Genomic DNA, 15,109 nt, shown 5'->3' on the forward strand with positions numbered 1-15,109 from the left:
ATCGAAGTGTAACGATTTGCATTATCTACAAAAAGTTTCTATTTAAAATAAGTCCAAATAAACTTTGAAGAATTAAAAAATCTAACTTCCTTTGCTCTCTTATTAAAACTAAATCTAAATAAAATGAAGAAACTAATCGCTTTATCATTTACCACAGTTATCATGGCTTTAACCAGTTGTTCAAATGATGATGCAGGTGATAATGGTCAAGATACAGCCATCGCAAATGCTAAAACAGCCTTTGTAGATAATTACGTAACTATCGTAAAAGCAAGTTACGATGATGCTTTGGCTCAAACTCAGAATTTAAAAACGGCTATAGATGCTTTTGTAAGCGCTCCTGACGCAACGAACTTTAACGCCGCAAAACAAGCTTGGTTAGATGCAAGAGAACCTTATGGTCAAACAGAAGCTTACCGATTTTATGATGGTCCTATTGATGGTGACGGTGGTGAACCAGAGGGATACATTAACGCTTGGCCTTTAGACGAAGCTTTAATTGATTATGTAGCAGATGGTACAGGAGGTCAACAAGGTTCCGATACTAGACAAAATATCATAAACAATACTACTGAATACCCTACCTTAAGTAAAACAGTTTTACTCGATATTATTGGATACAACCAAAATGAATCTAACGTTACTTTAGGCTACCATGCTATTGAATTTTTACTTTGGGGACAAGATTCATCTGCTCCAGGGGATCGAATAGCTGGACAACGTGCTTATACTGATTATACTACGGCAGATAACGCCGACAGAAGAGGTCAATATTTAAAATTAGCTGCTGAAATTTTAGTTGAAGATTTAAAGTCGGTAGTTGACCAATGGAAAGAAGGTGCTGCTTACAGAAAAGAGTTTTTGGCATTATCAAAAAATGACGCCATTGACAAACTTTTAACCGGTGCTGCTAAATTAAGTAAGGGAGAATTAGCTGGTGAAAGAATGACTGTAGCTGTTGAAAATCAAGATCAAGAAGACGAGCATTCTTGCTTTTCTGATAATACACATAGAGACGTGTTTTTGAATGCTAAATCAATTAATAATATTATTACAGGAAAATACACGAGAGTTGACGGTTCTGTAGTGAGTGGTACATCTTTATTGGATGTATTAAAACTAATAAATGCGGAAGAAAGTGCCACTCTAGCAGCAACAACAACCTTAGTAATGGCTAAAGTTCAAGTTATTTCAGATGCTAAATTCTTTGACTATCAAATTATTGGTGAAACTATTGATAATATCTCTAAACCTGTAATGTCAACAGTATCATCACTTGAAAAGCAAGGAGATGAATTGGCTCAAGCAGGTAAAACAATTACTGGAAAAAACATCGATCCTTCGGTATAATTTTCAACTAACATACTACAAAATAATCTAGCCAAACTAAGTCTTAGTGACTTGGTTTGGTTTTTGCGTACAAAAACAAAAAACATTGAATAAATTAATTTATTATTTAGGAATATCTATTTTTCTATTTTCATGTTCGAAAGAAGAAGATGTATATCTCCCTAAATATACTTACGAAGAAGGTGAAGAACTCTCGGTTGGTAGACTAACGACTACCATTTTAGGGTCCAATGCCTTTGATCAACCCATACCAAATTTGTCTACCATTGATAACAGATTGTTCTTCGTTGGTAATTCTTTATTCAGACAAAATTGGGTAAGTGCTCCAGCCTCTACTACTGCTCGTGATGGTTTAGGACCAACCTTTAATGCAAGATCTTGTAGTGCCTGTCATAATAAAGATGGAAGAGGCCTGCCCTTACAAGAAGGGCAATCGTTTTCAAACGGTTTTTTAATGCGAGTGAGTCTTCCTGGAAATAGTACTAATGGAGGACCAAATCCGGTCGAATTTTATGGAGATCAAATTCAAGAGCATGCAAATTTAGGAGTTTCCTATGAAGCAAAAGTTTCCATCAGATTTGAAACTATTACTGGTCAGTTTTCAGATGGTGAAACTTATGAATTAAGAAAGCCAATTTATACCATAGCAGATGAACAATTTGGAACACTACAAAATGCTTTAACTTCTCCTAGAGTTGGACCACAAGTAATTGGATTAGGTTTTATTGATGCTATAAGTAATCAAGATATTCTTACGAATGTTGATGAAAACGATCAGAATGAAGATGGTATTTCCGGAAAAGCGAATTATGTTTGGAACGTTCAAAAACAACAACATGAATTGGGTAGATTTGGTTGGAAAGCCAATCAACCTAACTTAACCCAACAGGTAGCAGGCGCTTTTCATGGTGACATGGGACTTACCTCTTCTCTTTTTCCCAATGAAAACTGTCCAACAATACAGCAAGATTGTCTCGATTCTGTAAACGGTGGAATACCTGAAGTAACAGATGATGCATTGCACAACGTTATGATTTATTCAACCTCTTTATCCGTTCCTATTCGAAGAAATTATGAAAAGGAAGAAGTATTGAAGGGTAAGCATCTTTTTAAAGAAATGAAATGTTCTGGTTGCCATATAGAAGCCTTTACAACTTCTTCATATTCTTTTAACAGATCACTTGAAAATATCAGAATTAGACCTTATTCAGACTTTCTTTTACACGATATGGGTGAAGATCTTGCCGATAATAGGCCTGATTTTTTTGCATCGGGTAAAGAATGGAGAACACAACCATTGTGGGGTATTGGTATGATTGAAGAAGTTAATAATCATACTTTTTTCTTACATGATGGTAGAGCTAGAAATATAGAAGAAGCCATATTATGGCATGGTGGCGAAGCTCAAAACAGTAAAGAATCTTATAAAAATTTAACCAAGGAAGATAGAACAGCCGTTTTAGCTTTCATAAACTCATTGTAACATGGTAAAACGACTAACTTTTATTGCTATTTTAATCGTTATAATACTTGCTGCTGCATGTAGCAGTGAATCAGACAATCAAAATTCTTTTGATATTCAACAGTTGAGAGCTGATTTTATTAATTTGATTGAACAACCAACCACTACCCTTTTTACACAGAATATTCGAAGCTTACACACTACTATAACGTCATTTTCCAATAATACTTCAATTCAAAATTTACAAGCGGTCAAAGAAGCGTGGAAGAAGGCTGCTGAAGCTTTTTCTAGCATTGAACCCTACAATATTGGAGAAATAAAGAACTCAAATATTCAAACTTCTTTTTATACTTGGGGAGCAGACGATACTGGTATAAACGCATATATTGCCTCTACTAATACAATCGACCAAGAGAGTATTAATTCTTTACCAACAACACAAAGAGGTCTTAGCGCAATTGAATTTCTTTTATTCGAATTTTCAGAACAACAAACCGTGGAAAGCTTTATGAATACTAGACGAATTAATTATTTGAGTACTTTGGGTGAAAACTTAGTATCGAAATCAAACATCTATAAAACTTTATGGGAAAATACGAGAAACGATTTTATTCAAAACAATCAAACTGGAATTAATGGTAGTATGAATCAAATAGTAAATCAAATGTATGCACTTTTGGAAGATATTAAAAGTCTTAAAATTGGAGAACCTGCCGGCATAGAGAGAACATCCAATCCTGATTCAGAACTGCTACAAGCTGAAAAAAGTTCTTACTCTTTAAATCTTATAAAAGAAAATATTGAAAGTATTAAAAGCCTTTATTTTGGAAATGCAAATGGGTTAGATGACTACATTTTTTCAAAAACGAATACTACTGAACTGAATGACGAAATAACTAAGACTTTCAATAATATTGAAAGTGCAATTAGTAGTTTAAATCATATTCCTTTAAATCAAAGTATTTTTAACAAGCCAACTGAAGTTCAAAATTTATACAACACCATAAGAGATTTATTGATTTTAATGAAAGTTGACGTCGCTGATGTTTTATCAATAACAATTACCGTTACCGATAATGACGGAGATTAGTATTATTCATGCTAAGGGCTTCGCTCTTGGCATGTGTAATTTTAAACGACTAGGTTTAGGATATTTTGTTATACGGACTTTGCCAACAGTACTCGCTAAAATTTTTACCAGAAGAAATTCCAAAAAATAAAATCCCTCCAATAAACCCTTTTAAATAAAATAGAAATAGCACCAATCCATAGATTAAGCTGCTTTGCTTCCCAAAAAATATTGAATGCGTTATAATAGTGCTAATAAAACTAATTAATAGAACGAATGCTCCTAGGTTTCTGACATTCTTTGCAGGCCAAAATTTAAGTTTTCTTAATGGATGTAGGTCATTACCCCATTGATAAATTAAATAATAATAGTCGTTTCCCAAAGGTACAAACAAAAGAGGATCATCAGTTTCCTTTAATTTAAACAGTCTCGAACGAGCCATAATTTTGAATCCTTTTAATTGAATGTGATGCCTTCTTTCAAGGTTCCTTATTTCGGTCACTGCTTGCTCAGGGTAATCTCCTTTGAATAATCCAGTAGTTAAAAAGCGTAATCTATAATCAACACATATTTTCTTTATTTGATTTATGTGAAAAACAGCTTGGGGATTCACCTTATTTATATCCAAATTATTATTAAAAGATTCATTGCTACTTTCCAAACCATTTTTGATTCGATTTCTATCTAAATCGAGTTCATTAAAAACAGTTTGCACCCAACTCAAAATATCGCCCCCTTTTAAAATGCGACTTCGGGCTTTAATTAATTGTTTTTTAATATTAACAGCTTTCAACATACGTTCCGATTTTCATAAAAATACAGACAAATCGAATGAATTAAAAACTTTAACTAATTATGATCCTATTTAGATAGGATCTAAAGCTTAAATTCAAGAGTAACATAATACGTTCTAGGTGCAGAAGGTATAATTCCTGGACCTGGATACCCTGTTGCTCTTCTCGTGAAATAACTATTGTTTAATACATTATTAACTCCAGCTTCTAATTTAAAATACTTGTATTTATAAGAAGTAGAAAAATCTAAAACATCATACGATGGAATTACTCCATTAACACCGCTTAACCCAGCACCCACCGAATTAGAAGCATCCGTGAACTGCTCTGATAAATATGTATATTGAATGTTCGATGAGAAGTTTTTATAACCGAACCTAAATCCTGTTTTAATATTTAAATCTGGAATAAATTCGACTTGGTTATTAATAACTCCAGGAACCTCGGAACGGATATACTCTGATTGAATAAATGATGTGTTCACAAAATAATTGAAATCAAAATCATTCGATATATTAAACAATCTCTTTAAATTAAAATCTACTAAACTTTCAATACCCAAAATTCTAGCATCTCCTGCGTTCCTTCTTTCTTGCACTACTCTACCACTACCATCTTCCAATTCTTTTTGGATTAAACCTATTCTATCGTTATAAAATAGACCAAAAATTCCTGCATCATAAGAAATTGTTCTATTGATATTTCCACGTATCCCTAAATCTGCTGTAAAACCTTTTTCATCGCCCAAATCACTTGCGATTTGAAAAGAAGGGTTCACAATATTTACATCAGAAAAAGTTACCGAACGATAGTTCTGCGAAATGTTACCATAAAGTTCAAATTTAGAACTTGGTTTGTAACTAGCTCCTAAACCTAATAATACAAAAGAACGAATGTTATCATCTGAACTAATGATGGTTTCATTGAAAATAACATTTCCAGCTCCATCAAAGTTTATTCTTTTTAGAAACCCATCACTTTCTGTTTTTATATATTCTACTCTAAATCCTGGAGTTATTGAAATTTTATCATTAATATAGAAAATATTCTCTCCAAAAACTGCTATATTTAAATTCGGATTATTATAATCTGACTGATTTCTATAATTAGGAAATTGATCTAACGCTGCAGAAAAGTTCGCGTCACTACCATCAGTACCTGGGCCTTGAACAGAAGTATTATCTGCTTTGTAAAACTTAGTACCTATTAAAAATGTAGCATCTTTATTGAATATTTTATACTTACTCAATAACCTCGCTTCAAATCCAAAGTTATTAAAATCACCAGTAATTAAATCTCTTCCTCCCAAATCGTCTACTTGACTCACTCTATTAGTTCTAAATCCAAGGGCTTTTCTACTCGCATTTAAGCCGAAAAAATTAAAGGTAAAATTAGTTTTATCAGAAAAGGCATGTGATAATTTAAAATTATACAATAACCAATCTACTTCAAACCAATTTCTAGTTCTGTTACTTTGCAAAGGATTTTCATTGAACATGTCATCAGTAAGCCCTCCCGCCTGCTGCGCCAAATAATGTAAGTAGGTAAGTTCTACCTCTACTTTCGTGTCTGAATTGAAATCATATCCAACATGAAAGAATGCATTTTTCGACTCGAATTCAGAGTTTGGTCTAAATCCGTCTCCTCTCTTGTAGTTATAATAGGCTAAATAACTCAGCTTCTCTGATGTTCCACTAACACTTGTGAAATTGGTAAATAAATTATTGCTACCAATTGTATTTCTCGTTACAATTTCTAATTGCTTATTTGGATTTGGCTTTTTGAGTACAAAATTTACCAAACCTCCAAACTGTGTACCATATTGTAACGAAGCCGCACCGCGAACTATTTGAATTTCTTCTATAGCTTCTGCTGGTGGTGAATAATAACTTTCTGGGTATCCTAATACGTCTGCACTAATGTCATATCCATTCTGCCTTGTATTGAAGTTCGAAGTTCTATTCGGATCTAAACCACGTCCTCCAATATTTAGCTGTAGTCCAGCATCATCATTTTCAAAAATGTTTAAACCTACAACTTGGCTATATATCTGGCGTGCATTGTTCGACGCTAAATTAACCGTAGACTGGTTAACAAGTACTACTTCCGTCTTTTTACCAGCATAAATCGCGGTTTGTTCAACATCTTTAAGCCTTCCTAATTCAAAAGCCTTTCTTCTCTGCGATTTTACCACTACTTCTGATAAGTTCTCAGAAAAAGCATTCATTTTTATATTTAAAATGTTATTCCCTTCTTTTAACAGAATTTTCTTTTCTACAAACTGATAATTATCAACATAAAATATTAACTCAATGTTCCGCTTAGCTGTTGAAAAAGAATAAACTCCTTTGGTATTTGAAGAAGCTATTTCGCCTCCATTTCCGTCAAAAATTTTTACATTATTAAGTGTTTTTTTACTATCGGAAGTAATCGTTCCTGAAACTTTATATTGGGCAAGTCCGTTAAACACACTTACGCATATAAAAACCACCGTTAAAAATTTGTGTAGGCTCATTATGTAGTATTATTCTGCTAGGTAATTAAAGATATTTTAAGGGGGAGATATAAAAAAACTGTCTGCAAATGCAGACAGTTTTAAGTTTTTATGTGGCGATTAATCACCATCAGCGTCAACGTAGTCAACATTAACATTAATTGCAGTCAACATTTCTACTTTGAACATTGCTACGACCTTTTGAAGTTCCGTATAAACGGCTGATACCCCATCTCTATCGTTAGCTATCTGCTCACTTAAATTATCATTTAAAGTAGTTATTTTTGTTCTAGCAACCTCTAATTGATTGTTTATTTTAGTCGCCAAATCCTCTCTACCTATTGCTTCTAAATATGCCTTTAATCCAATACCTGCATTCCCATTAGAAAAATGTGTTCCATTAAAAAAGTTTTGAACAGAAGTAAGAGATTCTAACATCAACTCTTTGGAAACAGTTTTTTTATAATATGCTTCAACTTTTTCTGGAAAAATAGTTCCTCCCGAGAAAATACCAACTGGAATTCCGATCTTATTGGCTCTTAATTTTTTCTCATAATAGAAAATATAGTCATTTACCAATTTGTTTAAAGAACTAGTCGCAGTATTACCAGTACTATTGATAAATTCATTTTTATAAGCACCATTCCAATCAGCAACAACTACATCCGTAAGACTTACCATTTTTGCAATGACATCGTTCAGGTATTTCTTGTAATTCGTAGCATTAGCATTGGTTGTATATTTTTCCAAAACCTCAGTATCATTACTTCCTACACCATGTACTAAATAATCTAACGCTGGAAAACCAAGAGCATCTCTATTGTTAACGTGGTCTATATCATAAGTACCACTTGCAATGTTGGCATCAACATCTGCTGCTGTTAAAGGAAATGTATTGAAAAAAGAATCATAAGCTAATTCTTCAGCTTTTCCAATGTTATAAATTCCTACATGCTGCCAAGCTTTGTAAGCTTCAAACCAAGCTGTTCTTACTTCTACTAATGTTGACACATCAGCTGTGTTAGTAAATGCTGTTGTTTTTTCCTTTAAGGTAGCCAGTTTAGTTTGAAAAGAAGTATACGATGGTATAATAATGTTGTTGGCAACATTTGTTAAAAGAGTACTTCTGTCGAAGTTATCATCAGATGTGTTGCCCCCGTTATCTGAACTCGAACTACATGCTCCTATAACTACAGAAAGCAGTAATACATATAAAATTTTCTTCATTTGTAGTTTTATTTATTCTAAATAAAAGATTTGCAAATATAAAAAAAGTAGCCCAAATGAGGGCTACCTTTGTATAATTTGCATAAATAAATCATTATTTATCTAATTAATTATCTCGCTTGTCCAACAGTAAAACCGTAGGCATTAGCAATTTTCGTAGACATTTGCTCTAATTCATCGTTAGTTATTGTCCAAAACCCATTCCCTGCTTGCAGAGTACTAACAAATTCATTTATTTCATCAACAGTTAAATGAGGTGCACCTGTAGCAGAAGTCTGTGTAAAACGAAGTGAATAAACAAATCCATATCCTTCTGATAAGTCATGGAATGCCGCTCCTTTATCCGTAGCTAACTTGTCTTTACCATATTGTAAGTAATATACAGCTCTAACCGCAATAATTTTAGAAATTTCCTCTCTAAGAATCTCTACTTGCTTATCTCTTAATTCATAATCTTTGGCCACAATTGCAGCCCTTCCTAATTTGAAAGCATTGTAAATTTTATCAGCGATACCAGCAAAATCAGCATCATCCTCTACTCTCTTCAAGTACTTGTTTAAAAAACTATCTGCTCCTAATTCTGGTGAAGCTGGAGTAGCTTCTTTACCATATAAATATCCATAAGCTTCATCCCACTTGTGCTCCATGTTGGTATAATTCTTACCTTCAATTAAGATACCAGCGTCATTATCTGCTCTACTTGTTGCTTCATCTAGTTTCTTGGTACTTAGGTAATTATTTAAAATTTGGTCAACCATTAAGGCTCCGATCAATCCCTTACCGAATGCTTGATTGTATTCCAATCCTTTCGCATTAACATAACGCATCGATCCACCAGTTCCTAATTCTTGAATTTTTCCGGCAGTACCTTCAACAGCATCAACATTCCAATTAGGAAATACTTCTGTTACTTGACTTGAGATAAAACCATCAAAATCTTCTTTTATAAAAACGGCCTCTGCCGTTCCAGGAAAATAATCAATTGAAGCGGCTGTCTTGCCCCTAAGATTCTTCGAAGAACCGTCTAACTCAGCATCGTTAAAATAACTATGGGTGGTTAAATTTCTACCAAACATAGAGTCTAATTCTATTTTTGTCTTAGACTTATCTTTTAAAGCTGATATTAATTTTTCTCCCATTTTAATTCTAGTAGTTTGCCCACTAAAACTAACTGAAGTTGCTCCATTTCTTTCAAACGTATACGTAGCCGGTGCAGTAACAGCTGTGTCTATATTGTTATCGTTATCATCAGAGCATGATGAAAAAACTAAAGCTGCAATTGCAAGCGTAGATAATACAACCTTCTTCATTTTATTTAGATTAAGTTTTAATAATTTGCGCAAATGTACTGAACTAAACAAACTGAACAAAGGTTTAACTAGATTAATTTTAAATAAAAAACGACATCCTTTATCACAAACACGCCTATGCTTAAAATATAGACGCTTAAAACTATTTATAGTCAATCGGTTATAATTGATCTTACTTTTACATAATAATCATAGCATATATGGGTAACCTAATTGTATACCTATTGATATTGTTAGAAAAATTCGATCGCGCTACATTATCCGTTAGAAATCTTCCCATAGAACGGATTGACCAATACAAAAGATCTGTTTTATTCTTTATTCTAACATAATTACAAGGAATACTAATCTAAAATAATCATGACTACAGATACGAACCAATCAAGAGAGAAAACACCTTCTTCATCTCCTTCCACCGAACCTAAAGCTAAACAGAAAACAAAAGAAACTTTAGGCATTTCGAAAACTGTTGTATCTGAATTAATGAATGAAATAAATCATATGCTATCGTATGCTATTTATAACGGTGTTATCATAAACACTGAAGTGAACTCTTTAATACAAAATAGTAGCGTTGATAATTTGATAAATGCCCATAATATTTTAGTCAAAAATATAGCGCCTGTTACACCAAAATCTATTGAATACGCTAAGAGAATCAGGGACAATCAAAAAGGGAAGCCTATATTTAACAAAATTCCATTAGTAAGGAATTTAGTAATTCTTGCTATCGTTTTTCTAGTGATTTTTATAACAACTGGCTTATCACCACAAGTTAATAACATCTCTTTAAATAAAGGAATTATGAATAATAGTGGTATATCCTTATTGTTAAATTTAACCTTTTTGTCAACCGTTTCCGGTCTAGGAGTTCTCTTTTTTCTATTAAAGAAAATTAGTGAAGCTATCAAAAACACAACGTTAGTGGAAGAAGAGTTTGTGTCCTATACTGCTCAAATACTTATTGGCATCATTGCAGGTTTAATTATGTCGGAGATCATTTCCTTTTATTCTTCTGATGAAAAAAGTATCACACTCTTTAGTAAAAGTATTCTAGCCCTTATAGGAGGCTTTTCTTCCGATGCCATATTTAGTATTATACATGGTATTATTAACCGTATAAAATCCATATTTACTTCTCCTTTAATAAAATAAAAATCATATTAGCCATGAAGCACTTTAAAATTGTATTTATTGTATCAATATTTTTACTCAACTCTTGTGCGAGTATACCTGAAGCCACGGTAACTTTAACGCAAGAAATTTCAAGTGAAGTAGATAATATGCATAATTTGAATCTAAATTTAATAAGGCAGTTATTTAATGAAAGGCAACAACGATTACATTCTTTCATTAACAATACTTACACTCCAAAATTGATTAAAAAATATCAATCATTACTACCCGACAGCATTGACTACAAAAACAATTTAACTGAAATAATTGGCAGTATTATACCGGTAATTGAACATAAAAAAGATTCTTTGACAGACATTTTAAATCAACAAGAAAACACCATTATTTCAAAATTAAATCAAAACTATAGTTCGTTTTCAAAAGCGACGAATTCATTGCAAAACTTAATTAGTTCTGCGGCACGTGTGGGGAATTCTGAGAAGAATTTAATCTCGTCAATTGATAGTTTAACTGGAAACAAAATCAATATCCTTAAAATTGAAACGGACTTGAATAATGCGATCAACAAGACCACGAACATATTTCATAAACTACAACCCTTTGAAAGCTTAATAAAATAACTAATATGAATACTATAGACTGGAATGAAATAGCCAATAATGCTGCAAAACAAACGGATGACGAATTGGGCTCTCAATTGGCTCATTTGACCAACTTAAAACTTGTAGAAGTCGAAAGTTTTATTGCTGAAAGTAAAATTACAAATGCCAATGCAATTAAAGTTTTGCAAATTATTGATAATGCGGCTTTAGCAAATAATATAAAGGCAGTAAAGATAGAAACCATAGAAAATGGTATTAATTTTCTAACAAAACTAGCTAGTAAAGTTATTTAAAAGCAACATTATTAAAAACAAAAGAGATCCTATGACTATAGGATCTCTTTTTATAATTTATTGAGGTTTTTTAACCTCTTCTACGTTTTCTACCAAAACCTTCAGTAGGTCTTTTTTTCTTTCCTTCTCCACGATTTTTACCAAAATCTTTTCCTGAAAAATTCTTATCTCCAGAAGGTTTTTTTCTACCTCTTCCTTTGAAACCACCAGATGATCCACCGCGTCTTCTTCGGCCACCTCCGCCTCCTCTGTCGGTTTTAGTAATTTCAATATTTACATTTCTTCCATTATAATCTGGCCTATTTTCCTCAAAACTCGACAAAGTTTCTCCTTCGAAATTCTTATCTATTTCAAAGAACGAAAATGTATCTAAAATATCTATCGAACCTATTTCTACCTTATCTCCAATATTCTGTTCGTTTATTAGACCAATTAATTTTGCTGGATTTAACTTATCTTTTCTACCTAAATTAATAAAGAAACGTGTCATATTCTCATTTGACGACCTTCCTCTAGAATTTTCTCTAGAGCTTAAATTATTTAGATCTGCAGCATTTTCATAATATGACAAGAATGAATTAAACTCAATAGAAACGAACTTTTGAATTAATTCTTCACGAGTTAAGTTTTCTAATTTTTCATAAATACTTGGTAAATAAGTGGCTATCTCACCTTCATTTACTTCAGTATTCTCAACTTTATCAATTAAATGAAATAATTGTTTTTCGCATATTTCTTTACCTGTTGGTACTGTACTATGTACGAACTTTTTCTTTAAAATTCTTTCTATTGGCGATAATCTAGATCTTTCTTTTCTACCGATTAAGGCAATAGAAACTCCTTTATTACCAGCCCTCCCTGTTCTACCACTTCTGTGGTTATAATTTTCAATTTGGTCTGGTAACTTATGATTTATTACATGTGTTAAGTTATCTACATCTAATCCTCTTGCTGCAACATCTGTAGCTACTAGCATTTGAATGTTCTTTTTCCTGAACTTTTCCATAACACTATCTCTCTGTGCTTGAGATAGGTCTCCATGCAATGCATCAGCACTATATCCATCACGGATTAAAAAATCCGCAATTTCTTGAGTTTCTCTTCTTGTTCTACAAAAAACTATCGCATAAATATTAGGATTAACATCTGCTACCCTCTTTAAAGCAGGATATCTAGTTTTTTCAGTTACCAAATAATACTCATGACTTACATTTTCCGAACCTTGATTTTTCTGACCCGAAGTAACCTCTATTGGGTCTGTCATATAGTTTCTTGCAATAGCTTCTACCTCTCTAGGAAATGTTGCAGAAAACAATAAGGTTTGCTTCGTTTCTGGTGTCGCTTCAAGAACTTTATCCAACTCATCCTTGAACCCCATATTAAGCATTTCATCAGCTTCATCTAAAACAAGCCACTTAACACTTCCTAATTTTAAAGCTCTTCTTCTAATTAAATCAACTGTTCTTCCTGGTGTACCAACAACTATTTGAGCACCTTTTTTAAGCTGCTTCATTTGTTGTTCTATACTAGATCCTCCGTAAACAGTTACCACTTTTAAGTCTGGTATATATTTAGAAAAATCTTCTATATTTTTACCTATCTGAACCGCTAATTCTCTTGTTGGCGATAAAATAATTGCTTGTGTAGACGTATCATCCTCTTGAATAAGTTCAATTACTGGTAAACTAAAGGCTGCAGTTTTACCTGTTCCTGTTTGTGCAAAAGCTTTTAAATCTTGATTAGATCCAATAATTTGAGGAATTGCTTTTTCTTGGATTAACGTAGGATTTTCGTATCCTAAATCCGTTAACGCCCTATTGATAGACTCTTTCAAGCCTAATTCTAAAAATGTTGACATACTATGAATTTAAACGAATTCACAGATGCCCACCTAGTGAATTCTATTTTATTAATGTTAACCTCTAATGAGATTTTGGACGGCGCAAAAGTACGTTAATTTATTGTAACCAGTTACCATAACGCTACTTTTTTAATAACTCCTGTATTTGGCTCTCAATATCAAAAGCAAAAATACTTGAAAAATCATTTAACACAACTCCTTTTTTATCGACTATCATCAGACGGGGGAATTCGCTTGTTAAGAAGTTATGAGCTTTACTTTCTTCAATTAATTTATACTGATATTTAATATCGATCCCTTTTACATACATGTCAGAGTTTCCTTTGTTCTGTTGAATTAACATAAAGTTTACATCGGGAAATCGTTTTTGTAAAAAATTAAAACGTTTTGACACACTATAATCAGAAAAATATTCAGCATTATTAAAGAATACTATTGAGTTTTTTCTTTTCACAACTTCTTTCACACTCACCCAGTTTCCTGTTGGAGCTTCCATCAAAAAGTCCGGTAATTGCTCTTTTCTATCCACATACTTCACATCATTAATAAGTCGTTGAATCTCTTTTTTATGTTCTATATCACTACTATATTTAAAATAGTTGAAAAAGGCTTTTTGATAATTGTTTTCCCTTTTTCTCTTCATAAAATTATAAGCAATTGTTCTGTAAAGTATTCTATTCTTTATTTCTTCGTCACTGACCTCTTCATTTATACGATTCAATATATCTATCACAAACTCTTCAGATTCATCAGTATAACCCTTCAGCATTGCTTCGCTATACATTTTCTGCATTACATAGGTATAATAAGGTGCATAAAACAACAAAGAGTCTCTCCTCAATTGAATACCATTCCTATGCTTCAATAATTTTTCTTTTATTGTATCTGATTTAAATCGAGTACAATTATTTATCGTATACTTTTCTAGTTCAGAATATATTGGAAAGGTTAAAGCTATTTCATAAACGTCTAGAAATTCTTTAGATGCATTTATATGACTCGTTTTATAATCCTCTAACTTCTCTTTTTTTAGATTTAAGAGATGATCCGTTGTATTAATAAAACTCATGGTACTCGCCATTCCTTCTTTACTAATAATACGCTCGTCCTCCTCGCTTTGCAAAAATGCCTCGATTAAAAGGTTGTTATTTTCTGCATTTTTACCACTAAAAACTAATGATTCATCGAACTCCCATGTATTCAAGCGAAAAATTAAACTATCCTTTGCCTTAATGTAGGCATATTGATGTTCAACTCCGTGTCTAAAATAATATAATCCCGATCTAAAATCTCGAAATCGTCCCATAAAAGTATTATCACTGCACAATTCAAGTGTATCTCTAAACCCATTATTACCTGTAAGTATCACGATACTATCTTTAGGATGTATTATTTTCCCTCCAAAATAAGTATACTCTATCTTGGAGTTATTTTTACATCCTATTACAAATGAGATGATAATGATTAAGGGTACTAAACGTTTCAACATATTTTGTTCCTCTGTAAAATA

At 32.5% G+C, this 15,109-nt stretch carries 12 protein-coding genes; 6 read left to right on the forward strand and 6 right to left on the reverse strand.

Going from position 1 to position 15,109, the window contains the following annotated elements; all coding sequences use genetic code 11:
- Positions 1 to 123: 123 nt before the first annotated feature.
- From BLW23_RS05185 to BLW23_RS05195, 3 genes are all read left to right on the forward strand, one after another.
- A complete protein-coding gene (locus tag BLW23_RS05185; protein ID WP_093668152.1) occupies positions 124 to 1,350 on the forward strand; it encodes an imelysin family protein in 1,227 nt (408 codons plus the stop codon).
- Positions 1,351 to 1,435: 85 nt separating this feature from the next.
- Positions 1,436 to 2,833 carry a di-heme oxidoreductase family protein gene (locus BLW23_RS05190; RefSeq protein WP_093668153.1) on the forward strand — a complete coding sequence of 466 codons (1,398 nt, stop codon included), beginning with the start codon at positions 1,436 to 1,438 and terminating at the stop codon, positions 2,831 to 2,833.
- Position 2,834: 1 nt separating this feature from the next.
- A complete protein-coding gene (locus BLW23_RS05195) occupies positions 2,835 to 3,902 on the forward strand; it encodes an imelysin family protein (protein ID WP_093668154.1) in 1,068 nt (355 codons plus the stop codon).
- Positions 3,903 to 3,957: 55 nt separating this feature from the next.
- On the opposite strand, the gene BLW23_RS05200 is transcribed toward BLW23_RS05195, so the two are convergent.
- The 4 genes from BLW23_RS05200 to BLW23_RS05215 form a co-directional block, all read right to left on the reverse strand.
- A complete protein-coding gene (locus BLW23_RS05200) occupies positions 3,958 to 4,677 on the reverse strand; it encodes a hypothetical protein (RefSeq protein ID WP_093668155.1) in 720 nt (239 codons plus the stop codon).
- Between the two features lie 80 nt (positions 4,678 to 4,757).
- On the reverse strand, positions 4,758 to 7,190 hold the full coding sequence (locus tag BLW23_RS05205) for a TonB-dependent receptor family protein (protein WP_093668156.1): 2,433 nt from the start codon (positions 7,188 to 7,190) through the stop codon (positions 4,758 to 4,760).
- Between the two features lie 99 nt (positions 7,191 to 7,289).
- A complete protein-coding gene (locus tag BLW23_RS05210) occupies positions 7,290 to 8,396 on the reverse strand; it encodes an imelysin family protein (protein WP_093668157.1) in 1,107 nt (368 codons plus the stop codon).
- 110 nt (positions 8,397 to 8,506) lie between these two features.
- Positions 8,507 to 9,706: a DUF4856 domain-containing protein gene (locus BLW23_RS05215; protein WP_093668158.1), complete on the reverse strand. Its 1,200-nt coding sequence runs from the start codon at positions 9,704 to 9,706 to the stop codon at positions 8,507 to 8,509.
- 360 nt (positions 9,707 to 10,066) lie between these two features.
- Between BLW23_RS05215 and BLW23_RS05220 the strand changes: the two genes are divergently transcribed.
- From BLW23_RS05220 to BLW23_RS05230, 3 genes are read left to right on the forward strand one after another with little or no spacing between them, the layout of a single operon-like run.
- A complete protein-coding gene (locus BLW23_RS05220) occupies positions 10,067 to 10,861 on the forward strand; it encodes a hypothetical protein (protein WP_093668159.1) in 795 nt (264 codons plus the stop codon).
- A 14-nt stretch (positions 10,862 to 10,875) separates the two neighbouring features.
- Positions 10,876 to 11,463, forward strand: a complete 588-nt coding sequence (locus BLW23_RS05225) for a hypothetical protein (protein WP_093668160.1) — start codon at positions 10,876 to 10,878, stop codon at positions 11,461 to 11,463.
- Positions 11,464 to 11,468: 5 nt separating this feature from the next.
- The gene (locus BLW23_RS05230) at positions 11,469 to 11,738 is read left to right on the forward strand and encodes a hypothetical protein (protein WP_093668161.1); all 270 of its coding nucleotides are present in this window, start codon (positions 11,469 to 11,471) and stop codon (positions 11,736 to 11,738) included.
- A 70-nt stretch (positions 11,739 to 11,808) separates the two neighbouring features.
- Here the strand turns inward: BLW23_RS05230 and BLW23_RS05235 are convergent, their stop codons facing one another.
- Positions 11,809 to 13,596: a DEAD/DEAH box helicase gene (locus BLW23_RS05235; RefSeq protein WP_093668162.1), complete on the reverse strand. Its 1,788-nt coding sequence runs from the start codon at positions 13,594 to 13,596 to the stop codon at positions 11,809 to 11,811.
- Between the two features lie 124 nt (positions 13,597 to 13,720).
- Positions 13,721 to 15,088: a hypothetical protein gene (locus BLW23_RS05240; protein WP_093668163.1), complete on the reverse strand. Its 1,368-nt coding sequence runs from the start codon at positions 15,086 to 15,088 to the stop codon at positions 13,721 to 13,723.
- Between the last annotated feature and the right edge of the window lie 21 nt (positions 15,089 to 15,109).

The sequence above is a fragment of the Tenacibaculum sp. MAR_2009_124 genome (assembly GCF_900105455.1).
Lineage (GTDB): Bacteria > Bacteroidota > Bacteroidia > Flavobacteriales > Flavobacteriaceae > Polaribacter.

Excerpts from the sequence above, each read along its gene's own strand:
- BLW23_RS05185 (WP_093668152.1), top strand. The coding sequence starts at position 124 with ATGAAGAAACTAATCGCTTTATCATTTACCACAGTTATCATGGCTTTA.
- BLW23_RS05195 (WP_093668154.1), top strand. The coding sequence starts at position 2,835 with ATGGTAAAACGACTAACTTTTATTGCTATTTTAATCGTTATAATACTT.
- BLW23_RS05200 (WP_093668155.1), bottom strand. The coding sequence starts at position 4,677 with ATGTTGAAAGCTGTTAATATTAAAAAACAATTAATTAAAGCCCGAAGT.
- BLW23_RS05205 (WP_093668156.1), bottom strand. The coding sequence starts at position 7,190 with ATGAGCCTACACAAATTTTTAACGGTGGTTTTTATATGCGTAAGTGTG.
- BLW23_RS05210 (WP_093668157.1), bottom strand. The coding sequence starts at position 8,396 with ATGAAGAAAATTTTATATGTATTACTGCTTTCTGTAGTTATAGGAGCA.
- BLW23_RS05215 (WP_093668158.1), bottom strand. The coding sequence starts at position 9,706 with ATGAAGAAGGTTGTATTATCTACGCTTGCAATTGCAGCTTTAGTTTTT.
- BLW23_RS05220 (WP_093668159.1), top strand. The coding sequence starts at position 10,067 with ATGACTACAGATACGAACCAATCAAGAGAGAAAACACCTTCTTCATCT.
- BLW23_RS05225 (WP_093668160.1), top strand. The coding sequence starts at position 10,876 with ATGAAGCACTTTAAAATTGTATTTATTGTATCAATATTTTTACTCAAC.
- BLW23_RS05230 (WP_093668161.1), top strand. The coding sequence starts at position 11,469 with ATGAATACTATAGACTGGAATGAAATAGCCAATAATGCTGCAAAACAA.
- BLW23_RS05235 (WP_093668162.1), bottom strand. The coding sequence starts at position 13,596 with ATGTCAACATTTTTAGAATTAGGCTTGAAAGAGTCTATCAATAGGGCG.
- BLW23_RS05240 (WP_093668163.1), bottom strand. The coding sequence starts at position 15,088 with ATGTTGAAACGTTTAGTACCCTTAATCATTATCATCTCATTTGTAATA.